Here is a 21,786-nt window from a genome sequence, read left to right as displayed (position 1 = left end):
TTGTCGGACACTGCCGAGGCGGTTTCTTCATGTCCTCCGATAACCCTTTGTTAAACTTAACAGCTTATAAATAAATCCTATCTGGGAGTGGCTAGCGGGGCTTCTCCCATTGACGCCCATATGGTCCCATGGTATCCCAAAATCGCACTGCACAAGGGCGAATGAGCGCCCGCCAATCCCTGAGTTTCGGTCGTCCTACGGCCGGGCGGTTATCCGCCCATCCGGGCGGCGAAGCTGTGTTTGGTGCTGTGTCAACGGGTGGACGGACTTGCGTCCTGAACCATAACGAGGCGGATGTTTGGCGTGATGAGCCGCTTCCTGTCGAATGCGACGAACAGGATCGATGCGAAGGGACGGGTCTCCGTTCCGGCGAGTTTTCGTTCGGTTCTTTCGGAGCGCGGGATCCAGGAGCTATATTGCCTCCAGGATTTCACCTATCCGGCGATCAGCGTCGGCGGGCCGGATCTGCTCGATCGTTACGAGCGGCAGATCGCTTCCGTCGATCCGTTTTCGCCGGAAGCGAACCGGATGTCGCTGCTCGTTCACGGTGGCGGCCTCTTCATGAGGCTCGATGCGGAGGGCCGGCTGATGGTCACGGATTTCATCCGCGACTTCACAGGAATCAGCTCGGACGTTACCTTCGTTGGGCGCTCGGATCATTTTCAACTTTGGCAGCCGCAGGCGTTCCACGAGGCGCAGGCGGCGGCGAGAGAGGGGCGCTTCGGTTCGCGTCCCGCGTAAGACAGGGGAACGGAATGGCGGCGAATCCAGGCGACGGAACAACCGAGCCCGAAGGCGGACCGGTTCGTCACATTCCGGTTCTTCTGAAGGAAGTTCTTGAGGCGCTCGACCCTCGGGTCGGCAAGATCATTCTCGACGGTACGTTCGGGGCGGGCGGTTATACATCGGCGATCCTTGCGGCGGATGCCGAAGTGATCGCGCTCGATCGCGACCCGAATGCCATTGCTGCCGGCAAGGCGCTTGCCGATGCCCACAAGGGCCGCCTTCATCTCATTCAGTCGCAGTTCTCCCGCCTTGCCGATCATGCGCCGGAAGGCGGGCTTGATGGCATTGTGTTCGATATCGGCGTCTCCTCCATGCAGATCGACGAGGCCGATCGCGGTTTCTCCTTCCAGCGCAACGGGCCGCTCGACATGCGCATGTCGGTGAGCGGCGTCTCGGCGGCGGATGTCGTCAATCGCGCCAAGGTCGGCGATCTCACCCGCATCTTTGGTTTCCTTGGCGAGGAAAAGCAGTCGGGCCGCATCGCCCGTGCCATTGAGAAGCGGCGTCTGACCGAGCCGTTCACGACGACGCGCGAACTCGCCAACCTCATCGAGACCGTCAACCCGCGCAAGGCCAAGGACAAGATTCATCCGGCGACGCGCGTCTTCCAGGCGCTGCGTGTCTTCGTCAACGACGAGCTCGGCGAGCTCGCCCAGGCGCTGTTTGCGGCCGAGCGGGCGCTGAAACCGGGTGGCCGGCTGGTCGTCGTCACCTTCCATTCGCTCGAAGACCGGATCGTCAAGCAGTTCTTCGCCGATCGTTCCGGCAAGGCCTCCGGTTCGCGGCACCTGCCGATGGTAGAGGCCAAGCCTGCGATTTTCGAGCCTCTCGGCAAGTCGATGATCTCGGCGAGTGACGAGGAGGCGGAACTCAATCCACGCGCTCGTTCGGCCAAGCTTCGCGCCGGCGTGCGGACGGAAGCCGCGCCAAGGGCGGCCGACATCTCCATTTTCGATCTGCCCGATCTCGCCAGCCTCGCAAAGATGGGAGCCTGATACATGCTGCGTAGCTTCGATCTTGTTCTGATCGGCGTCATGACGGCAGCGGCCGTCGTCACCTATTCGATCAAGCACCGCGCCGACGAGAAGCTCAGCGAGGTTCGCCGGCTGGAGTCGGAAATCAAGCTGGAGAAGGATACGATCGATCTCCTGAAAGCGGACTGGGCCCTGCTGACCCAGCCGAACCGCCTGCACCGGCTGATCAACGTCTACAATACCGAGCTGGCGCTCGCCCCGACCGAAACGACCCAGCTTGCGATGCCGAAGGAACTGCCGATGCCGAAGGCGCGGCTTCCGCAGCCTGAGACGACCATAGAGGACATCATCGCCGGCAAGAACAGCGAGGTTGCCGCAGCCCTGAAGGGTGTTGCCGCCGCCAAGGCCAAGCCCGCTCCTAAAATTCCCGTGCCCCTGCGGCGCGGTCCCGTCGAAGTCATTTCAACAGGATCGGTGAAACGCTGATGTCTTTCCTGTCCCGCATCATGATCGTCAAGAGCCGCGCGCATTTTTCGTCCGGCAGCCGTGGCCGCGGTTCTGAAAAGGCATCCTTCGAGGGAACCCGCAAGCGCAAGTCCGCCCAGGCGAAAAACCGCGTCGGTCTGCTGATCGCGGGTTTCGCGGTCTTCTACTGCATCGTCGGCGGTCGGCTGATGCAATATGGCGTGGCGAAGCCGCTGACGACCTCCAGCATCCTGCCGGCAGATCGGCTGCTGGCGTCGCGTCCCGACCTCGTCGATCGCAACGGCGCGGTTCTGGCGACCGACATCCGCACGGTTTCATTGTTTGCTGAGCCCAACAAGATCATCGATGCCGACGAGGTGATCGAGAAGCTGGCGACGGTCCTGAACGACCTCGACGTCAAGGGCACCTATTCGAAGCTGACCTCGAACTCGCGTTTCCAATGGCTGCGCCGCCAGCTGACCCCGAAGCAGCAGAGCCAGATCCTGGCGCTCGGCATTCCGGGCATCGGTTTCCGGCCCGAAAAGCGTCGTTTCTATCCGGGCGGCCCGACCGCCGCGCATGTCGTCGGCTACGTCAATATCGACAATCGCGGCGTCGCCGGCATGGAGCGCTATGTCGACAATCAGGGCCTTGCCGATCTCGCAGCCGTTGGCATGACGTCCAATCAGCCGCTGGAACCGGTCAAGCTGTCCATCGACCTGCGCGTCCAGTCGATCGTCCGCGACGTGGTGACCGAAGCGATCACCAAGTACAGCTCGATCGGCGCTGGCGCGGTCGTCCTCGACGTACATACCGGCGAGGTGCTCGCCATGGCGTCCGCGCCCGATTTCGATCCCAACAATCCGGCGGAAGGCGGCGAGGAGGGCTGGTTCAACCGCGTGTCGAACGGCACGTTCGAAATGGGCTCCACCTTCAAGTCCTTCACGATCGCCATGGGTCTCGATTCCGGCAAGGTCAACCTTCAGAGCACGTTCGACGCCCGGTTCCCGATCCGCATCGGCGGTTTCACCATCAAGGATTTCCACGGCAAGGGGCGCATACTGAGCGTTCCGGAAATTTTTCAGTTTTCGTCAAATATCGGTACCGCCAAGATCGCCGACACGGTCGGCATCGAAGGCCACAAGGATTTCCTGACCAAGCTCGGCCTGCTGACGAAAATGCGCACCGAGCTTCCGGAAGTCGCTTATCCGAGCCAGCCGCGCGAATGGAAGAAGATCAATTCGGTCACCATTTCCTTCGGCCACGGTGTGTCGACGACGCCTTTGCAGACGGCGGTTGCCGGTGCGGCGCTGGTCAACGGAGGCAAGCTGGTCGAGCCGACCTTCCTGCCGCGTACCCGCGCGGAGGCCGACAAGGTCGCTACCCAGGTGATGAAGCCGACGACCAGCAAGGACATGCGCTTCCTGTTCGAATGGAACGGCGTCAATGGCTCCGGGAGAAACGCACGTGTGGCGGGCTTCAACGTTGGCGGCAAGACGGGCACGGCGGACAAGGTCGTCAACGGGCGCTACGTCCACGACAAGAACTTCAACGCGTTCCTCGCGGCATTTCCGATGGACAATCCGCAATATGTCGTCCTGACGTTCTGCGACGAGCCCAAGACCGAGAAAGGCAACGGCGCAGCTCTTGCGGCAACCTCGGCTGCTCCCATGGTCAAGGAGATCATCACCCGCACGGCGCCCATTCTGGGAGTGAAGCCGAAATTCGGCAATGACGGTTCTGCCCTGCTTGTGTCTTATTGAGCGATAACAACTTGAGCGGACGATTCGAGGGGACGACGCTCAGAATGGACAATCAACCGATGAAGTTGCGAGAACTTGCCGGACGGGATTTCCCGGAAATAGCCGAGTTGATGGCCGGGCCGGCAGGCGATCTCGACGTGACCGGCCTTACTTCCGACAGCCGCAAGGTAACCTCCGGCATGCTGTTTGCCGCATTCGCCGGCACCAAGGCGGACGGGTCTCGTTATATCGGCGATGCGGCCGCCCGCGGCGCGGTCGCGGCGATTGCCGGCCATACGGCGGACGCGGGCATTCCAATCCTTGCCGTTTCCAATCCGCGCCGGCTGCTGGCACTCGCGGCCGCCCGTTTCTACGGTGCGCAGCCGGAAACCATGGTTGCGGTCACGGGCACCGCCGGCAAGACCTCCGTCGCCTCCTTCACCCGCCAGATCTGGGCGCATGCCGGCCATGCCGCGGCTCAGATCGGCACGACCGGCGTCGTTTCGCCCACCCCCCCGCAACGACTACGGAACGCTGACCACGCCGGATCCGGTCGAGCTGCAGAAGCTGCTGGCGGAACTGGCTGCCGAAGGCGTTACCCATGCCGCCATAGAAGCTTCCAGCCATGGCCTAGACCAGAGCCGGATCGACGGCGTGCGTCTTTCCGCCGCCGGCTTTACCAATCTCGGCCGCGACCATATGGACTACCATCCGACCGTCGAGAGCTACATGGCCGCCAAGATGCGGCTTTTCGATACGCTGATGCCGAAGGGCTCGCCCGTCGTCATTTTCGCCGACGATCCCTGGTCGGAGGAGGCGATGCGGGTCGCGACGGTGGCCGACCTGGATGTTCGCACGGTCGGTCGTCGGGGTGATTATCTCTGCCTGAAGCGAGTCGAGCATTTCCGTCACAAGCAGACGGCCGAAATTCACGTCGGCGAGCAGATTTTCGAAGTCGATATTCCGCTCGCGGGTGATTTCCAGGTGTCGAACGCGCTGGTCGCGGCGGGGCTTGCCATGTCGACTGGGGTTCCGGCCGCCGTTGCCATGGCCGCCCTTGAAAAGCTGGTCGGCGCCTCGGGTCGTCTCGAGCTGGTTGGCCAGACAAAAGACGGCGCACTGGCCTACGTGGATTATGCCCACAAACCGGACGCATTGGAAAACGTGCTGGCATCCGTCCGCCCCTTCACGACCGGCCGCGTCATCGTAGTGTTCGGCTGCGGCGGCGACCGCGACAAGGGCAAACGGCCGATCATGGGCGACGTGGCGACGCGGCTTGCCGATATCGTCATCGTTACCGACGACAATCCGCGTTCCGAAATTCCCGAAGTGATCCGCTCCGAGATCATGGCGGCCGCTCCGGGCGCCGTCGAGATCGGTGATCGGGCCAATGCGATCCGCGAGGCGGTTGGCATGCTGCAGTCGGGCGACACATTGATTGTTGCGGGCAAGGGCCATGAGGAAGGCCAGACGATCGGCACCACGGTCCTGCCGTTCTCCGATCACGTCGAAGTCCGCAAGGCATTGCAGGAGCTGAAATCGTGAACTGGCTATGGACCTCCGAGGATTTGACCGCTGCCATGGGCGGCCGCCCGATCGGTTCGCTTCCGACGGGCATTACCGGCATTTCGATCGACAGCCGTTCGATTGGACCGGGAGAAGCCTTCTTCGCCATCAGGGGCGACCGCGTCGACGGCCATGATTATGCAAGCCTGGCGGTCGCCAACGGTGCGACGCTGATCGTCGTCAACGAATCGAAATTGCCGGCGCTCGGCAAGCTGAGCGTGCCGATGATCGTCGTCGAAGACGTGCTTGCGGCGCTTGGGAAACTGGCGCTTGTTGCGCGTGCGCGCAGCCGGGCACGCATCGTCGCCATCACCGGTTCGGTCGGCAAGACGACGACCAAAGAAATGCTGCGCCACGCACTTGTACCGTCCGGCAAGGTGCATGCGGCCGTCGCCTCCTTCAACAACCACTGGGGCGTGCCGCTGACGCTCGCCCGCATGCCTGCCGATTGCGACTTCGGCGTCTTCGAGATCGGCATGAACCATCCGGACGAGATCCGCCCGCTGGTGAAGATGGTGCGCCCACATGTGGCGATGATCACCACGATCGCCGCGGCCCATCTCGGCCATTTCAAGAATCTCGAGGAGATTGCCGCCGCCAAGGCCGAGATCTTTGAAGGTCTGGAGCCCGGCGGTTCGGCGATCCTCAATCGCGACATCAAGCAGTTCGGCTTTCTTCAGAAAAAGGCGCAGGAGGCGGGTGTCTCGCACATCCACACTTTCGGCCAGCATGCCAAGGCGGATTTCCGGCTGGCGGACTTTGAAGGCAACGGGGAAAACTCGGTCGTCTGGGCGGTGCTGAACGGCGAGACGTCGGAAGTCCATATCGGCGCCCCCGGCCGGCATATCGCCGAAAACGCCATGGCGGTTCTCGGCGCTTGCCTGCTGGTCGGCGCGGACATGGCCGGCGCCATGGCGGCGCTTGCGGCGCTGAAGCCGGTCAAGGGCAGGGGCGAACGCCACCGCCTCGGCATCGGCGAAGGCCATCTGACGCTGATCGACGAGAGCTACAACGCCAACCCTGCCTCGATGCGGGCGGCAATCGCACTTCTCGCATCCGCGACGCCGGACCTGACCGGCCGGCGGATCGCGGTGCTCGGCGACATGCTGGAAATGGGTGAATTCTCCGCCAAGGTGCATGAGGAACTGGCGGGTCCGCTGCTCGCCGCCGGTATCGAACATGTCTGGCTGGCGGGTGCGGAAATGGCAGCGCTGCGCGATGCGCTGCCCGATAGCGTCGACGTGCAATATTACGAAAAGACTGCGGACCTTGCCGAATTCGTGGTGCGCTCGGTGATCCCGGGCGATGTGGTGATGGTGAAATCTTCGCTTGGCATCGGTTTCGGCAAGATCGTCGCCGCGCTTATTGACAACTACCCGGCATTCTCCGACACGGAGCGCCACTAATTGAGACGGGCTTCTGGAAAGGGCGCTGAATGCTGATCTGGCTTGTAGAACTGGCGGACAAAGTCCAATTTTTCAACCTGTTCCGGTACATCACCTTCAGGACGGGTGCAGCTCTGTTCACGTCTGCGCTGATCGTCTTCCTGTTCGGACCGATGATCATTGCATCGCTCCGCCTGCGCCAGGGCAAGGGACAGCCGATCCGCGCCGATGGGCCGCAGACCCATTTCAAGAAGGCCGGCACGCCGACCATGGGTGGACTGATGATTCTCGCCGGCATCGTCGGCGGATCGCTGCTGTGGGCCGATCTTTCGAACGTCTACGTGGTGGCGACCCTGCTCGTCACGCTGGGTTTCGGCGCAATCGGCTTTTATGACGACTATCTGAAAGTCACCAAGCAGACCGACAAGGGGTTTTCCGGCAAGGCGCGTCTCGGCATCGAGTTCGTGATCGCCGGGATCGCCGTCTTCTTCATGATGCGGGTGGCGCTCGCGACCGGTCAGTCGGGCAATCCGACGCTCGGCACCTCGGTCGCCTTCCCGTTCTTCAAGGACCTGTTCATCAATCTCGGCATCTTTTTCGTCCTGTTCGGCGGTTTCGTCATCGTTGCCGCCGGCAATGCGGTGAACCTGACAGACGGACTTGATGGGCTGGCGATCGGGCCTGTCATGATCGCCGCGGCCTCGTTCGGCGTCATTGCCTATCTTGCCGGTAACTCGGTGTTTGCGGGATATCTGCAGATCAATTTCGTGCCCGGCACCGGTGAGCTTGCCGTCATTCTGGGAGCGGTGATCGGGGCGGGTCTCGGCTTTCTCTGGTTCAACGCGCCGCCGGCGGCCATCTTCATGGGCGATACCGGATCGCTGGCGCTCGGCGGCCTGATCGGCTCCGTTGCCGTCGCCACCAAGCACGAGATCGTCATGGCGATCATCGGCGGCCTGTTCGTGATGGAGACGCTGTCGGTGATCATCCAGGTCGGCTTCTTCAAGATGACCGGCCGGCGCGTCTTCCTGATGGCGCCGATCCACCACCATTTCGAAAAGCTCGGCTGGACGGAAAGCCAGGTGGTGATCCGCTTCTGGATCATCGCGGTCGGCCTTGCCATGCTCGGCCTTTCGACGCTCAAGCTGCGGTGATAGGGCGATGATCGCGGTCACCACATTCAGGGACAAGCCGGTCGCGCTGTTCGGGCTTGGCGGCTCCGGATTGGCCACGGCCAAAGCCCTGGTCGCCGGCGGCGCCAAGGTCATCGCCTGGGACGACAATCCCGACAGCGTCGCCAAGGCTACGGCCGAGGGGATTTCGACCGCCGACCTCCGCGGTATCGACTGGTCTGCCCAAGCCGCCTTCGTGCTGTCGCCGGGCGTGCCGCTGACCCATCCGAAACCCCATTGGAGCGTCGATCTTGCCCGCGCGGCCGGCGTCGAGATCATCGGCGATGTCGAGCTTTTCGTGCGCGAGCGCCGGGCGCATGCGCCGGATTGCCCGTTCATCGCGATTACCGGCACCAACGGCAAATCGACGACCACGGCGCTGATCGCTCATATCCTGAGATCAAGCGGCCGCGACACCCAGCTCGGCGGCAATATCGGCACTGCGATCCTGACGCTCGATCCGCCGAAGTCCGAGCGCTATTTCGTCGTCGAATGCTCGTCCTACCAGATCGATCTGGCGCCGACGCTCAACCCTACGGCCGGCATCCTGCTCAACCTGACGCCCGATCATCTCGATCGCCACGGCACCATGCAGCATTACGCCGACGTCAAGGAACGGCTGGTCGCCGGCAGCCGGACCGCCGTGATCGGCGTCGACGATTCGTTCTGCGCCCTCATCGCCGACCGCGTCGGACGGGCCGGTGTCGCGGTGCGCCGGATTTCCAAGCGGGTCGTCGTTGCCGATGGCCTCTATGCCGAAGGCAGCCGGATCATCGAGGCGCATGGCGGCGCGACGTCGCTGCTCGTCGATCTCGACGGCATCCAGACGCTCAAGGGCAGCCACAACGCCCAGAACGCGGCGGCGGCCATCGCAGCCTGCCTGGCGGTCGGCGTATCGAAGGACGAGATCCGCGCGGGGCTGAGATCCTTCCCGGGCCTGAAGCACCGGATGCAGCCGGTCGGGCGCCGAACCCAGGTGGTGTTCGTCAACGATTCGAAGGCGACCAATGCGGATGCGGCAGCGCCCGCGCTCTCCAGCTACGACCGGATCTACTGGATTGCCGGCGGCCTGCCGAAGGAGGGCGGCATAGTCAGCCTCGCTCCACTCTTCCCGCGTATCGTCAAGGCCTATCTGATCGGAGAAGCCGCGCCGGCATTCGCGGCGACACTCGGCGAGGCGGTGCCCTACGAAATTTCGGGCACGCTCGAAAAGGCGGTCGCGCATGCCGCAGCGGATGCAGGAGCCGACACGACACCGTCCGCGGTGATGCTGTCGCCAGCCTGCGCCAGCTTCGATCAGTTCAAGAATTTCGAGGTTCGCGGCGATGCCTTTGTCGGCCATGTCGCAAGCCTCGACGGCGTCACGATGTTGGTCGATTTAGATTGATCGAGACGGAAAAGGGGAACGACAGATGGTAAGCCGCGCAGACCGTGGGCCGCTCGCAGACTGGTTCTGGACGATCGACCGTTTCTTCCTCGTCGCCTTCGTTTTGCTGATGGGCGTCGGTTTCATGCTCTCCTTCGCGGCATCGCCGGCGGTCGCCGAGCGTATCGGCCTCAACAGCTTCCACTTCGTCGAACGTCACGCGCTGTTCCTGCTGCCGTCGCTGGTGGTGATGATCGGCCTCTCCTTCCTGACGCCGCGGCAGGTGCGCCGCACCGCCATCGTCCTTTTGATCATCGCGCTGGCGCTGATGGTGCTGGCCCTGTTCTTCGGCGTCGAGGTCAAGGGATCGCGGCGCTGGATCGGCGTCGGCATGTTCTCTATCCAGCCGTCGGAATTCATGAAGCCGGCCTTCGTGGTCGTCTGCGCATGGCTGTTCGCCGAACACGCGCGGCAGCCGGAAATCCCAGGCAACCTCTTCGCCATCATTTTGTTCGGCATCGTCGCAGCGCTGCTCGTTGCCCAGCCGGACCTTGGCCAGACAATTCTGACGAGCGTTGTCTGGGGAGGGATGTTCTTCATGGCCGGCATGCCCTGGCTGTGGATCGTCATGCTCGGCGGCGTGGGTGCCGGTGGCATCGTCACCGCATACTATATGCTGCCGCACGTGACAGCCCGTTTCGACAAGTTCCTGACCGGCGAGGGCGACCGTTTCCAGATCGAGACGGCGCATGAAGCGATCCTGCAGGGCGGCTGGTTCGGGCAGGGGCCGGGCGAGGGCATCGTCAAGCGCATCCTGCCGGACAGCCACACGGACTTCGTGTTCTCCGTTGCAGCCGAAGAATTCGGCATTATCTTCTGTATGGCACTGGTGGCGATCTTCGCCTTCATCGTGCTGCGCGGCCTGAACCACGCCTTCAAGGAGCGCAATGACTTCAACCGGTTCGCGGTCGCTGGCCTCGTGCTGCAGATCGGCATGCAGTCGCTCATCAATATCGGCGTCAATCTCGAACTCATGCCGGCCAAGGGCATGACGCTCCCCTTGATCTCCTATGGCGGCTCCTCGATGATCGCGATCTGCATCACTGCAGGCTTCATCCTGGCGCTGACCCGCCATCGTCCGGAGAAGCGAGCGCAGGAGCGGAGCCTGTTCCGGGTCGCGCAGGGCGTACCCGCGGAGTAAAAGTCCAATGACCAAGGGCATCATATTGCTAGCCGCCGGGGGAACCGGCGGTCATGTGTTTCCGGCAGAAGCGCTGGGACACGAACTGAAGGAGCGCGGTTATTCCGTGCATCTCGTCACCGACAGCCGGGCCGAGCGCTACGCCGGCACGTTTCCGGCCGACGAAATCCATGTCGTACCGTCCGCCACTTTCGGATCCAAGAACCCGATCGCGCTCGCCCGTACCGGCTGGAAGCTGTGGACGGGACTGCGGGCCGCTCGCCGCCTGATCGGCCGCCTGAAGCCGCTCGCCGTCGTCGGTTTCGGCGGCTACCCGACTGTGCCGCCGCTGATGGCCTCGACCGCCATGGGCGTGCCGACGATGATCCACGAACAGAACGCCGTGATGGGCCGCGCCAACAAGGCGCTGGCCGCCAAGGTCCAGGCGATCGCCGGCGGTTTCCTGCCGGAGGGCAGCGGTCCCTATGCGGACAAGACCGTCACGACGGGCAATCCGGTGCGTCCGGCCGTGCTTGCGGCCTCCAATATTCCCTATGTCGCCTCTCGCGGCGACGATCCGTTCCGGCTGGTCGTATTCGGCGGCAGCCAGGGCGCGCAGTTCTTTTCGTCGGCCGTGCCGACGGCGCTCAGCCTGCTCGATCAGGCCGAGCGCGACCGTGTCGTCGTTACCCAGCAGGCGCGTCCGGAAGACAAGGATCGGGTCAGTTCCTGCTTTGCAAAGCTCAAGGCACCCGCCGATATTTCGTCGTTCTTCTCGGACATGGCAGAGCGGCTTGCCTCCGCGCATCTGGTCATCTGCCGCTCCGGTGCCTCGACGGTGTCGGAAATTGCGGTGATCGGCCGGCCGGCCATCCTCGTGCCTTACCCGCATGCTCTGGATCACGACCAGGCGGCCAATGCCGCGGCGCTGGTGGCAACCGGCGGTGCGAAAGTCGTGCCGCAGTCGGAGCTTTCTCCGGAAAAGCTCGCCTCGATCATTTCGGGTGCGATGAAGGATCCGGATAAGCTCGAAAGAATGGCAGCGGCTGCCAAGTCCGCCGGGCGGCCGAATGCAACCGGCCAGCTTGCGGATCTGGTCGTGGCGATCGCGGAGCGGAAATCGATTTCGGAATTCAAGGGAGTGCGTGCATGAAGATGCCGAAGGCCATAGGGCTCGTTCATTTCATCGGCATCGGCGGTATCGGCATGAGCGGTATCGCCGAGGTGCTGCATAATCTCGGCCACAAGGTCCAGGGATCCGACCAGGCCGACGGCGCCAATGTCCAGCGCCTGCGCGACAAGGGCATACCGGTCTTCGTCGGCCACCAGGCCGAGAATATCGGCGATTCCGAGGTGGTCGTCGTCTCGACTGCGATCAAGAAGAACAATCCGGAGCTGATGGCGGCGCGTGAAAAATCGCTGCCGATCGTGCGCCGCGCCGAAATGCTCGCCGAGCTGATGCGCTTCCGCAACGCGATCGCCATCGGCGGCACGCATGGCAAGACGACCACGACCTCGATGGTCGCGGCGCTGCTAGAGGCCGGTAATCTCGATCCGACCGTCATCAACGGCGGCATCATCAACGCCTACGGCACCAATGCCCGCATGGGCGAGGGCGAGTGGATGGTGGTCGAGGCCGACGAATCGGACGGCACCTTCTTGAAACTGCCCGCCGACGTCGCCGTCGTCACCAATATCGATCCCGAACATCTCGACCATTACGGCAATTTCGACGCCGTTCGTGCCGCCTTCCGGCAGTTCGTCGAAAACGTGCCGTTCTATGGGTTCGGCGTGCTCTGCCTCGATCATCCGGAAGTGCAGGCTCTGGTCAGTCGCATCGAGGATCGCAAGATCGTCACCTATGGCGAAAACCCGCAGGCGGATGCGCGTTTCTCGAATGTGCGGATGGAAGGCACCAAGTCGATCTTCGACGTGGAAATTCGCCGCCGCCGCACCGGCCGGGTATTCCTGTTCAAGGACCTGGCGCTGCCGATGCCCGGACGCCACAACATTTCCAATGCCACCGCCGCGATCGCGGTCGCCAACCGGCTCGGCATTTCGGAAGAGGATATCCGCAAGGGGCTCGCCAATTTCAGCGGCGTCAAGCGGCGCTTCACGCTGACCGGTACCTGGAACGGCGTTTCGATCTTCGACGACTACGGTCACCATCCGGTGGAGATCAAGGCGGTGCTTCGCGCCGCCCGCGAATCGTGCCAGGGCCGCATCATCGCGGTGCACCAGCCGCATCGTTATACGCGTCTGTCGAGCTTGTTCGAGGATTTCGCCAATTGCTTCAACGATGCCGATAGCATCATACTGGCGCCGGTCTACGCCGCCGGCGAGGAAGCGATCGACGGGGCCAATTCGGAAGCGCTGGTTTCGCGCATCCGTTCGGGCGGCCATCGCGACGCTAGATACATGGCATCGCCGACGGAACTCGCTTCGATTGTATCGGGCATTGCGAAACCGGGTGATTTCGTGGTTCTTCTGGGGGCGGGCAATATCACGCAGTGGGCTGCGGCATTGCCGAAGGAACTGGAAAGCATATCGGGACAGTAGGAAATGAAACAGGTGAACGGGGAAAAGCTTCTGGCGTCGTTGGGGGATGACGTCAACAAATTGCGCGGAAGGCTGACGCCGGATGCGCCGATGGATCGCGTCACCTGGTTCCAGGCCGGCGGCCTCGCCGAACTGATGTTCCAGCCCCATGACGTCGACGACCTCGTGACTTTCCTGCAGATCCTGCCGGAAGAAGTGCCGCTGACGGTAGTCGGCGTCGGTTCGAACCTGCTCGTCCGCGACGGAGGCATTCCAGGCGTCGTTCTGCGCCTCTCGGCCAAGGGGTTCGGCGGGGTCGATCTCGTCGGCGACAACCGTATCAAGGCCGGTGCGATCTGCCCCGACAAGCACATTGCCGCGATGGCGATGGACAATGGCATCGGCGGTTTCGCCTTCTATTACGGCATCCCCGGCTCGATCGGCGGAGCCCTGCGCATGAATGCCGGCGCCAATGGCGGCGAAACCGCCGGGCGCGTCGTTGAAGTTCATGCCGTCGACCGCAAGGGCGGCACGCATGTCTTCTCGACTGCCGAGATGGGCTACAGCTATCGCCATTCCTCGGTTCCGGCGGACATGATCTTTACCCACGCGGTCTTCGAAGGATATCCCGAGGAGCGGGCAAAGATCCGCGCCGAGATGGATGCCGTGCGTCAGCATCGCGAGACGGTGCAGCCGATCAAGGAAAAGACCGGCGGTTCGACCTTCAAGAACCCGGAAGGCCATTCCGCCTGGAAGCTGATCGACGAGGCAGGCTGCCGCGGGTTGGTCAGCGGCGGCGCGCAGATGTCGTCGCTGCATTGCAATTTCATGATCAATATCGGCTACGCCAGCGGTTACGACCTCGAATATCTCGGTGAGACCATCCGCCAGCGAGTTTTCGAACATTCCAGCATCAAGCTCGAATGGGAAATCAAGCGCCTCGGCATCTTCATGCCTGGCCGCGAGGTGAGGCCGTTCCAGGGCATGACAAGCGAATAACGGGATCCGGCCAGGGTGAGGCGAATGCCTCCCGTGGCGAGTTATCTTGTAAATTTAAAGCGTTGCAGCGGTCATCTCGTGTTTTGATTCCGTTGGATAGCGCCGGTGCAACCTTGGATGTTTCACGAGTTGCTTATTCATTGAGCATTCATGAGAATATATTGCATAATATCCTTGTTTGAATGAGAGTCGCGCCTGGACCGGCAGGGTGCCGGGGGCACGAGCAGGGGGATATCCAATGTTCAAAAAATTAGCGGCCGAGTTTTTCGGCACTTTCTGGCTTGTCTTCGGTGGATGCGGCAGCGCGGTTCTGGCGGCTGCATTTCCGGATCTCGGTATCGGCTTCGTCGGCGTTGCGCTCGCATTCGGCCTGACGGTGCTGACCATGGCTTACGCGGTCGGCGGTATTTCCGGCGGGCACTTCAATCCGGCGGTATCGGTGGGACTGACGGTGGCGGGCAGGTTCCCGGCATCAAGCCTGCTGCCTTATGTCATCGCTCAGGTGGTAGGGGCGGTCGTTGCAGCCCTGGTTCTCTATCTCATCGCTTCCGGCAAGGCTGGTTTCCAGCTCGGTGGCTTTGCGTCCAACGGCTATGGCGAGCATTCGCCCGGCGGTTATTCGTTGACCGCGGCGCTGTTGATAGAGCTGGTTCTCACCGGTTTCTTCATCTTCATCATTCTCGGCGCGACCGGGCCGAAGGCGCCGGCAGGCTTTGCTCCGATCGCAATCGGCCTTGCGCTGACGCTGATCCATCTGATCTCGATCCCGGTCACCAACACATCCGTCAACCCGGCCCGTTCGACCGGCGTGGCGCTGATCGTCGGGGACTGGGCTCTCGGGCAGCTTTGGCTCTTCTGGGTTGCACCGATCGTGGGCGCCGTCCTGGGCGCGCTGGCCTGGAAGCTGGTGGACGATTCGGAAGCGCGGGTCGCGGCCTGATCTGAAGAAAAACGGCGCATTCCGCCGAGATGAAAAAGCCCGCAAAGCTGACCGCTTCGCGGGCTTTTCCGTGGCGCAGACCTCAAGAATCGCCTGTCGATTCGAGCGCCTTGGCGGTCATTTCAACGCCGTTCCGAATGTTGCCGCAAACTGCGCGTTAACATTCCGGGATTCGATTTTTCCTTTGTTTTCATGCTTTTGGCTACCCGGGTTAATCAAGGTAAACGGTTTGTTAACTATATTCGGGCACTAATGCAGGCATGCCTAACGTCCGGCGGGAATCGTCAGAGAGCAGGTTGGCGCAAGCGCCGTACTTTTGAATTGTAGTCCTTTTTGGCTGGAGCGATTGATGAGCGACAAGCACGTGGCTGTTTTGATGGGAGGATTTTCCTCCGAGCGGCCTGTCAGCCTGTCCTCGGGCGCTGCCTGTGCGGATGCTCTCGAAGGCGAAGGCTACCGCGTCACCCGCGTCGATGTCGGCCGGGATGTGGCGGCCGTCCTCTCGGAGCTTCGGCCGGACGTCGCCTTCAACGCCTTGCATGGGCCTTTCGGCGAGGACGGGACGATCCAGGGCATTCTCGAATATCTCGAAATTCCCTATACTCATTCCGGCGTGCTCGCGTCTGCGCTCGCCATGGACAAGCATCAGGCTAAGCATGTTGCCAAGGCGTCCGGCATTCCGGTCGCCGAAGCCAAGGCGATGAGCCGATTCGATATCGGCAATGCTCACCCGATGAAGCCGCCTTACGTGGTGAAGCCGGTCCGCGAGGGGTCGTCCTTCGGTGTCGTGATCGTCCAGGAAAATCAGTCGCATCCGCCGCAGATTATCGGCTCGTCCGAGTGGCGCTACGGTGATCGGGTTCTGGTCGAGCGGTATGTCTATGGCCGCGAGCTCACCTGCGGCGTGATGGGCGATGTGGCGCTTGGGGTTACCGAAGTGGTGCCGCTTAGCCACGCCTTTTACGATTACGACGCGAAATATGCGGAGGGTGGTTCGAAACACGTCATTCCGGCGCAGATTTCACCGAATATTTACCAAAAGATTCAAACACTGGCGCTCAAGGCGCATCAGGCGATGGGCTGCCGTGGCGTTAGTCGCTCCGACTTTCGCTACGACGACCGCTTCTCCGAGAACGGCGAGGTCATCTGGCTGGAAATCAATACGCAGCCGGGTATGACCCCGACCTCACTGGTGCCCGAAATGGCCGGCCATGCCGGCCACTCATTTGGTGAACTCGTCCGTTGGATGGTGGAGGACGCTACGTGTTTGCGTTGATCGGCAGAAAGGCGGGTGGACCGCGCGGCCGTTCTCAGGCTCTTTATCTCGGTGCCGAGGAGCGCCGGGTTCTTCCTCGTCCGCTGCGCCGGGTTTTCCGTTTCTGCGTAAGCCTCGCCACCGGCCGCATCCATATCCCGCCTCATACCGGAACCGTTTCGGCTGCCGGCTTCTTCGCTGCGATCGGTCTCTACGGCATGTCGCTCGGCGGTCACGGCCAGGCTGTCGCACAGGCGACCACGGCGGCTGTCGGCTTTGCGATCGAAGACGTTCGCGTATCTGGCAATGACCAGACCTCCGAAATCGACATCCTGCAGCTTCTCGGGCTCGACGGCACCACGTCACTCGTCGCTCTCGATATCGATTCGGCCCGCCGCAAGCTCTCGGCGCTTCCCTGGGTCCAGTATGCGGAAGTCCGCAAGATCTACCCGAGGACGATCGAGGTGATGCTGAAAGAGCGTCAGGCCTTCGGGATCTGGCAACACGGTTCCGAACTCTCGCTGATCGAAAAGAACGGCAGCGTGATTGCGCCGCTTCGCGACAACAAGTTCGCTTCCCTGCCGCTCTTCGTCGGCCGCGATGCAGAGGCGGCTGCGGCCTCTTTCGAGGACGCCCTGTCGGGCTGGCCGGAGCTGAAGAACCGGGTGAAAGCCTATGTCCGCATCGCCGGCCGCCGCTGGGATCTGCATCTCGACAACGGCATCGTGCTGAAGCTGCCCGAAGGCAATGTCGCCAAGGCGCTCGCCATGCTCGCCAAGCTCGAAAAGGATCAGGGTGTGCTGGAGCGTGACGTCGCCGCCGTCGATCTTCGGCTTGAGGATCGCACCACTGTTCAGCTCACTCCTGGCGCTCTGGATCGCCGCAGGGAAGCGCTCGACGCACGATCAAAGGCCCTGAAGAAACTGGGAGAGCAGTCTTGAGCGTATTCGGTTCCTCCCATTTCGGCCTGCCGCGCATGAAGCCGCTGTCTTCCAAGCGCAGCCATGTCGTTTCGGTCTTGGATATCGGCTCCACCAAGGTGGTCTGCATGATCGCCCGGCTGACGCCGCGCCAGGAAAGCCAGGTTCTGCCGGGCCGCACCCACAATATCGAGATCATCGGCATCGGCCACCAGCGCTCGCGCGGTGTGAAGTCCGGCGTGATCGGTGATCTCGACGCAGCCGAGAGCGTCGTCCGTCTGGCGGTCGACGCCGCCGAGCGTATGGCCGGGCTTACCGTCGATAGTCTGATCGTCAATGTGTCCGCCGGCCGCATCACCAGCGACGTCTATACCGCGACGATCGATCTCGGCGGCCAGGAAGTGGAAGAGGCTGATCTCAAGAAGGTTCTTATCGCGGCAAGCCAGCAGTCGCTGCGCCAGGACCGCGCCATCCTGCATTCACTGCCCACCGGCTTCTCGCTCGACGGCGAGCGCGGTATCCGCGATCCGCTGGCGATGTTCGGCGATACGCTCGGCGTCGATATGCATGTGGTCGCAGCCGAACGCGCCACGCTGAAGAACCTCGAACTCTGCGTCAACCGCGCCCACCTCTCGGTAGAGGGCATGGTGGCGACGCCCTATGCCAGCGGCCTCGCAGCCCTCGTCGACGACGAAGTCGAACTCGGTTGCGCCGCGATCGACATGGGCGGCGGCACGACGACGATCTCGGTTTTCGCCGAAGGCAAGCTCGTCCATACGGACGCGATCAGCCTTGGCGGCCATCACGTGACAACCGACCTTGCCCGCGGGCTTTCCACCCGCATCGAGGATGCGGAGCGGATGAAGGTCGTGCACGGTTCGGCGCTTGCCAACGGGTCCGACGAACGCGACGTGATCTCCGTCCCGCCGATTGGCGAGGACGACCGCGACCAGCCGACGCAGGTGCCGCGCTCGCTGGTCACCCGCATTGTGCAGGCCCGTATCGAAGAGACGCTCGAACTCATCCGTGACCGGATCCAGAAGTCGGGTTTCAGCCCGATCGTCGGCAAGCGCGTCGTGCTGACCGGTGGTGCCAGCCAGCTCACCGGCCTTTCGGAAACGGCGCGCCGGATTCTTGCGCGCAACGTCCGGATCGGCCGCCCGATGGGCGTTTCCGGTCTGCCGACGGCAGCCAAGGGACCGGCGTTTTCGACGGCGGTCGGCCTGATGATCTATCCGCAGGTCGCGGACTTGGAAACACACGCTACGCAGAGCGGCCTGATGGCCTCGCTGGGAAGCGGCAATGGCCGGCTGGCCCGCGTCGGTCAGTGGTTGAAGGAAAGTTTTTGATGTGAGGGGTTCGCCCACCCGCATCGGAGCAAAGTTGTAATGAATTGGCCGGCGGCGATGCGGCCAGAAAAAGAAGGAACTGGTGCAATGACCATCAAGCTGCAAAAGCCTGATATCACCGAGTTGAAGCCTCGGATTACCGTGTTTGGCGTCGGTGGCGGCGGCGGTAACGCCGTCAACAACATGATCACCGCCGGCCTCGAGGGTGTCGACTTCGTCGTCGCCAATACCGATGCCCAGGCGCTGACCATGACCAAGGCCGAGCGTATCATCCAGATGGGTGCTCGGGTCACTGAAGGTCTCGGCGCCGGTTCGCAGCCGGAAGTCGGCCGCGCCGCCGCGGAAGAATGCCTCGACGAGATCGTCGATCACCTGCACGGCACACACATGTGCTTTGTCACCGCCGGCATGGGCGGCGGCACCGGCACGGGTGCAGCCCCGGTCGTCGCACAGGCAGCCCGCTCCAAGGGCATCCTGACCGTCGGCGTCGTCACCAAGCCGTTCCACTTCGAAGGCCAGCGCCGCATGCGCCTTGCCGAGATGGGTATCCAGGAATTGCAGAAGTCGGTCGACACGCTGATCGTCATTCCGAACCAGAACCTCTTCCGCATCGCCAACGACAAGACGACCTTTGCCGACGCATTCGCGATGGCCGACCAGGTTCTCTATTCGGGCGTCGCCTGCATTACCGACCTGATGGTCAAGGAAGGCCTGATCAACCTCGACTTCGCCGACGTCCGCTCGGTGATGCGCGAGATGGGCCGCGCGATGATGGGCACCGGCGAGGCATCCGGCCCGGGCCGCGCCATGCAGGCCGCCGAAGCCGCGATCGCCAATCCGCTGCTCGACGAGACCTCGATGAAGGGCGCTCAGGGTCTGCTGATCTCGATCACCGGTGGTCGCGACCTGACGCTGTTCGAAGTCGACGAAGCCGCGACCCGCATCCGCGAAGAAGTCGATCCGGATGCCAACATCATCCTCGGCGCGACCTTCGATGAAGCACTCGAAGGCCTGATCCGTGTATCGGTTGTGGCGACCGGCATCGATCGTGCCGCCGGCTCGGTCGACATTCGCGCCGCAGAGATGCGCGCTGCCGCAAAGCCGATCATCCGTCCGTCGGCAGCGATTGCTCCGGCTCCGGTTGCCACCCAGCCGGCTCCGGTCATGCAGGCCGCCCCGGCTCCGAGGCCGGCCGTCGACCCGATCGCCGAAACGATCCGCATGGCGGAAGCCGAGATGGAACGGGAACTGGCGATCGCGGAACCGCAGCACCAGTATGCGGCTCCGGCACCCCAGCAGGTCGCTCCGCAGCCGATCATGCAGCAGCAGGAAGAGTTCCGTCCGCAGAGCCGCATCTTCGGTGCTGCTCCGGTCGAAGCACCGGCTCCGGTCATGAGCCGGCCGGCTCCTGCTCCGCAACCGGCCCCGGTTCACCAGCACGTACAGCCCCAGCCTGCTCCGATGATGAGCCAGCCCGCTCCTCGCCCGGCGCAGCCGGTCTATCGCGAGCCGATGTCGCAGGTGGTACAGCCGGTTCGCATGCCGAAGGTCGAGGATTTTCCGCCGGTCGTGAAGGCCGAGATGGATCACCGCGCCCAGCCGGTGAGCCATGTGCAGGAAGAGCGCGGCCCGATGGGTCTCCTGAAGCGGATCACCAACTCGCTTGGTCGCCGCGAAGAGGAAGAGCCTGCTCACGTCGAGCCGGCCGCACCGGCTCCGGCCCCACAGCAGCGTCGTCCGCTGTCGGCGGAAGCAAGTCTTTATGCGCCGCGCCGCGGCAATCTCGACGATCATGGACGTGCAGTTCCGCAGGCCCATCACGAGGAAGACCAGCTCGAAATTCCGGCCTTCCTGCGCCGTCAATCGAACTGAGTTAAGGACGGTCACGAAACGTGAAGAAGGCCCGGATCACGCATCCGGGCCTTCAGGCGTTTTATCAATCAGGACGCAGAGTTAACAACGTAACAATCCGAAATGAACAGTGATTTGGATTGTGCCAAACGGCTGCGTATGAAAGACGCTAAGGGACGCCAAAAGAGATCGACCGATTCAGGCGATCGGTCCGGCTGGCGCTAAAGAATATCGGATCCTTCTGCTTTACGGATCCGGCGACAAGAAGGCAGCAGGAATGACTATCGGACTGTTCGGTTTCCAGACTACCATCGCCTCCCCGGTAACACTGAAGGGGATTGGCGTTCATTCCGGAGCCCCTGTCAGCCTCACCTTTCAACCGGCCGAAGCCGGTACCGGCGTGATCTTCACGCGTCTTCTGGACGACGGCAGCTCGGTCGAATATCGCGCCGTTTCCTCGCAGGTCGGCAACACCGATCTCTGCACCGTTCTCGGCACTTCGCTTTCCCGCGCCGTCGCGACGATCGAACACGTGATGGCCGCGCTCTACGCGCTCGGTGTCGACAATATCATGGTCGAAGTCGATAGCGGCGAAATGCCGATCATGGACGGCAGCTCCTATCCTTTCATCGAAGCCATCGAACAGGCCGGCATCGTCAATCTTGGCATCAAGCGCCGTTATATCCGCGTCCTGAAGCCAGTCCGCATCGACTCCGGCGCTTGCTGGTCGGAATTCCGGCCCTATGACGGCACACGCTTCGAGGTGGAGATCGACTTCTCTTCGCCGCTGATCGGCCGCCAGAGCTGGAAAGGCGACCTGACCGCCGAGACCTTCAAGCAGGAACTCTCCCGCGCCCGCACCTTCGGGTTCATGCGCGACGTCGAGCGTCTCTGGGCTGCCGGCTACGCACTCGGTTCCTCGCTGGAAAATTCGGTCGTCATCTCGGACGACGACACGATCGTCAATGTCGAGGGCCTTCGTTACAAGGACGAATTCGTCCGCCACAAGACGCTCGATGCCGTCGGCGACCTGGCGCTTGCCGGCGCCCAGTTCATCGGCTGCTACCGGTCCTACCGCGGCGGCCATAAGATGAATGCCAACGCATTGAAGGCGCTGATGAGCGATCCGACGGCTTATGAGGTCGTCGAGGCTCCGTCGTCGCGTGCGGCCCGAGTACGGGCACGGGAGTTCGTACCGGTCAACGTGCCGGAACTGACATCCTGGTTCGCCTGAGTAAATTGATCCAGTCGACTCGGCCGCTTCCCCGGAAGCGGCCTTTTCTTTTGGGAGACATGTT

Annotated in this window: 17 protein-coding genes and 1 pseudogene; all 18 read left to right on the top strand. The window is 62.6% G+C overall.

Going from position 1 to position 21,786, the window contains the following annotated elements; translation table 11 throughout:
• The first annotated feature begins 306 nt into the window (after window positions 1-306).
• The 18 genes and pseudogenes from mraZ to lpxC all read left to right on the top strand — a co-directional run bounded on the left by mraZ (window position 307) and on the right by lpxC (window position 21,722).
• Window positions 307-741: a division/cell wall cluster transcriptional repressor MraZ gene (gene mraZ, locus ACZ9IU_RS12995; RefSeq protein WP_038549302.1), complete on the top strand. Its 435-nt coding sequence runs from the start codon at window positions 307-309 to the stop codon at window positions 739-741.
• A gap of 14 nt (window positions 742-755) precedes the next feature.
• Window positions 756-1,781 (top strand): 16S rRNA (cytosine(1402)-N(4))-methyltransferase RsmH, encoded by a 1,026-nt coding sequence (gene rsmH / locus ACZ9IU_RS12990; RefSeq protein WP_038543547.1) that lies wholly within the window; start codon window positions 756-758, stop codon window positions 1,779-1,781.
• A gap of 3 nt (window positions 1,782-1,784) precedes the next feature.
• Window positions 1,785-2,246: a cell division protein FtsL gene (gene ftsL, locus ACZ9IU_RS12985; RefSeq protein WP_038543546.1), complete on the top strand. Its 462-nt coding sequence runs from the start codon at window positions 1,785-1,787 to the stop codon at window positions 2,244-2,246.
• Complete coding sequence (locus tag ACZ9IU_RS12980; protein WP_038543544.1) at window positions 2,246-3,988, top strand: peptidoglycan D,D-transpeptidase FtsI family protein; 1,743 nt, start codon at window positions 2,246-2,248, stop codon at window positions 3,986-3,988. The genes ftsL and ACZ9IU_RS12980 overlap by 1 nt, the downstream gene beginning before the upstream one ends.
• A gap of 59 nt (window positions 3,989-4,047) precedes the next feature.
• A pseudogene (locus tag ACZ9IU_RS12975) lies at window positions 4,048-5,512 on the top strand (UDP-N-acetylmuramoyl-L-alanyl-D-glutamate--2,6-diaminopimelate ligase).
• Entirely contained in the window at window positions 5,509-6,939 is a 1,431-nt protein-coding gene (locus ACZ9IU_RS12970; protein WP_038543542.1) for a UDP-N-acetylmuramoylalanyl-D-glutamyl-2,6-diaminopimelate--D-alanyl-D-alanine ligase, read from the top strand. The pseudogene ACZ9IU_RS12975 and the gene ACZ9IU_RS12970 overlap by 4 nt, the downstream one beginning before the upstream one ends.
• Window positions 6,940-6,968: 29 nt before the next feature.
• Window positions 6,969-8,072, top strand: a complete 1,104-nt coding sequence (mraY, locus tag ACZ9IU_RS12965) for a phospho-N-acetylmuramoyl-pentapeptide-transferase (RefSeq protein WP_038543541.1) — start codon at window positions 6,969-6,971, stop codon at window positions 8,070-8,072.
• 7 nt (window positions 8,073-8,079) lie between these two features.
• Window positions 8,080-9,477, top strand: a complete 1,398-nt coding sequence (murD, locus tag ACZ9IU_RS12960) for a UDP-N-acetylmuramoyl-L-alanine--D-glutamate ligase (protein WP_038543539.1) — start codon at window positions 8,080-8,082, stop codon at window positions 9,475-9,477.
• A gap of 25 nt (window positions 9,478-9,502) precedes the next feature.
• Window positions 9,503-10,657, top strand: a complete 1,155-nt coding sequence (gene ftsW / locus ACZ9IU_RS12955; RefSeq protein WP_038543537.1) for a putative lipid II flippase FtsW — start codon at window positions 9,503-9,505, stop codon at window positions 10,655-10,657.
• 7 nt (window positions 10,658-10,664) lie between these two features.
• Window positions 10,665-11,789, top strand: a complete 1,125-nt coding sequence (gene murG / locus ACZ9IU_RS12950) for an undecaprenyldiphospho-muramoylpentapeptide beta-N-acetylglucosaminyltransferase (protein WP_038543535.1) — start codon at window positions 10,665-10,667, stop codon at window positions 11,787-11,789.
• A complete protein-coding gene (gene murC / locus ACZ9IU_RS12945) occupies window positions 11,786-13,195 on the top strand; it encodes a UDP-N-acetylmuramate--L-alanine ligase (RefSeq protein WP_038543534.1) in 1,410 nt (469 codons plus the stop codon). Before murG ends, murC begins: the two co-directional genes overlap by 4 nt.
• A gap of 3 nt (window positions 13,196-13,198) precedes the next feature.
• Entirely contained in the window at window positions 13,199-14,173 is a 975-nt protein-coding gene (gene murB, locus ACZ9IU_RS12940) for a UDP-N-acetylmuramate dehydrogenase (RefSeq protein ID WP_038543532.1), read from the top strand.
• A gap of 238 nt (window positions 14,174-14,411) precedes the next feature.
• Entirely contained in the window at window positions 14,412-15,113 is a 702-nt protein-coding gene (gene aqpZ, locus ACZ9IU_RS12935; RefSeq protein ID WP_038543530.1) for an aquaporin Z, read from the top strand.
• Between the two features lie 349 nt (window positions 15,114-15,462).
• Entirely contained in the window at window positions 15,463-16,389 is a 927-nt protein-coding gene (locus ACZ9IU_RS12930; RefSeq protein ID WP_038543528.1) for a D-alanine--D-alanine ligase, read from the top strand.
• The gene (locus ACZ9IU_RS12925) at window positions 16,377-17,309 is read left to right on the top strand and encodes a cell division protein FtsQ/DivIB (protein WP_038543527.1); all 933 of its coding nucleotides are present in this window, start codon (window positions 16,377-16,379) and stop codon (window positions 17,307-17,309) included. The genes ACZ9IU_RS12930 and ACZ9IU_RS12925 overlap by 13 nt, the downstream gene beginning before the upstream one ends.
• Window positions 17,306-18,637, top strand: coding sequence for a cell division protein FtsA (gene ftsA / locus ACZ9IU_RS12920; RefSeq protein WP_038543524.1), 1,332 nt, complete (start codon window positions 17,306-17,308; stop codon window positions 18,635-18,637). Before ACZ9IU_RS12925 ends, ftsA begins: the two co-directional genes overlap by 4 nt.
• A gap of 87 nt (window positions 18,638-18,724) precedes the next feature.
• Window positions 18,725-20,509: a cell division protein FtsZ gene (ftsZ, locus tag ACZ9IU_RS12915; RefSeq protein ID WP_038543522.1), complete on the top strand. Its 1,785-nt coding sequence runs from the start codon at window positions 18,725-18,727 to the stop codon at window positions 20,507-20,509.
• Window positions 20,510-20,765: 256 nt separating this feature from the next.
• Window positions 20,766-21,722 carry a UDP-3-O-acyl-N-acetylglucosamine deacetylase gene (gene lpxC, locus ACZ9IU_RS12910; protein WP_038543520.1) on the top strand — a complete coding sequence of 319 codons (957 nt, stop codon included), beginning with the start codon at window positions 20,766-20,768 and terminating at the stop codon, window positions 21,720-21,722.
• Window positions 21,723-21,786: the final 64 nt, after the last annotated feature.

Source organism: Mesorhizobium sp. USDA 4132 (assembly GCF_056279545.1).
This window is presented reverse-complemented; position numbering and strand designations above follow the sequence as displayed.

Excerpts from the sequence above, each read along its gene's own strand:
- mraZ (WP_038549302.1), top strand. The coding sequence starts at position 307 with ATGAGCCGCTTCCTGTCGAATGCGACGAACAGGATCGATGCGAAGGGA.
- rsmH (WP_038543547.1), top strand. The coding sequence starts at position 756 with ATGGCGGCGAATCCAGGCGACGGAACAACCGAGCCCGAAGGCGGACCG.
- ftsL (WP_038543546.1), top strand. The coding sequence starts at position 1,785 with ATGCTGCGTAGCTTCGATCTTGTTCTGATCGGCGTCATGACGGCAGCG.
- ACZ9IU_RS12980 (WP_038543544.1), top strand. The coding sequence starts at position 2,246 with ATGTCTTTCCTGTCCCGCATCATGATCGTCAAGAGCCGCGCGCATTTT.
- mraY (WP_038543541.1), top strand. The coding sequence starts at position 6,969 with ATGCTGATCTGGCTTGTAGAACTGGCGGACAAAGTCCAATTTTTCAAC.
- murD (WP_038543539.1), top strand. The coding sequence starts at position 8,080 with ATGATCGCGGTCACCACATTCAGGGACAAGCCGGTCGCGCTGTTCGGG.
- ftsW (WP_038543537.1), top strand. The coding sequence starts at position 9,503 with ATGGTAAGCCGCGCAGACCGTGGGCCGCTCGCAGACTGGTTCTGGACG.
- murG (WP_038543535.1), top strand. The coding sequence starts at position 10,665 with ATGACCAAGGGCATCATATTGCTAGCCGCCGGGGGAACCGGCGGTCAT.
- murC (WP_038543534.1), top strand. The coding sequence starts at position 11,786 with ATGAAGATGCCGAAGGCCATAGGGCTCGTTCATTTCATCGGCATCGGC.
- murB (WP_038543532.1), top strand. The coding sequence starts at position 13,199 with ATGAAACAGGTGAACGGGGAAAAGCTTCTGGCGTCGTTGGGGGATGAC.
- aqpZ (WP_038543530.1), top strand. The coding sequence starts at position 14,412 with ATGTTCAAAAAATTAGCGGCCGAGTTTTTCGGCACTTTCTGGCTTGTC.
- ACZ9IU_RS12930 (WP_038543528.1), top strand. The coding sequence starts at position 15,463 with ATGAGCGACAAGCACGTGGCTGTTTTGATGGGAGGATTTTCCTCCGAG.
- ftsZ (WP_038543522.1), top strand. The coding sequence starts at position 18,725 with ATGACCATCAAGCTGCAAAAGCCTGATATCACCGAGTTGAAGCCTCGG.
- lpxC (WP_038543520.1), top strand. The coding sequence starts at position 20,766 with ATGACTATCGGACTGTTCGGTTTCCAGACTACCATCGCCTCCCCGGTA.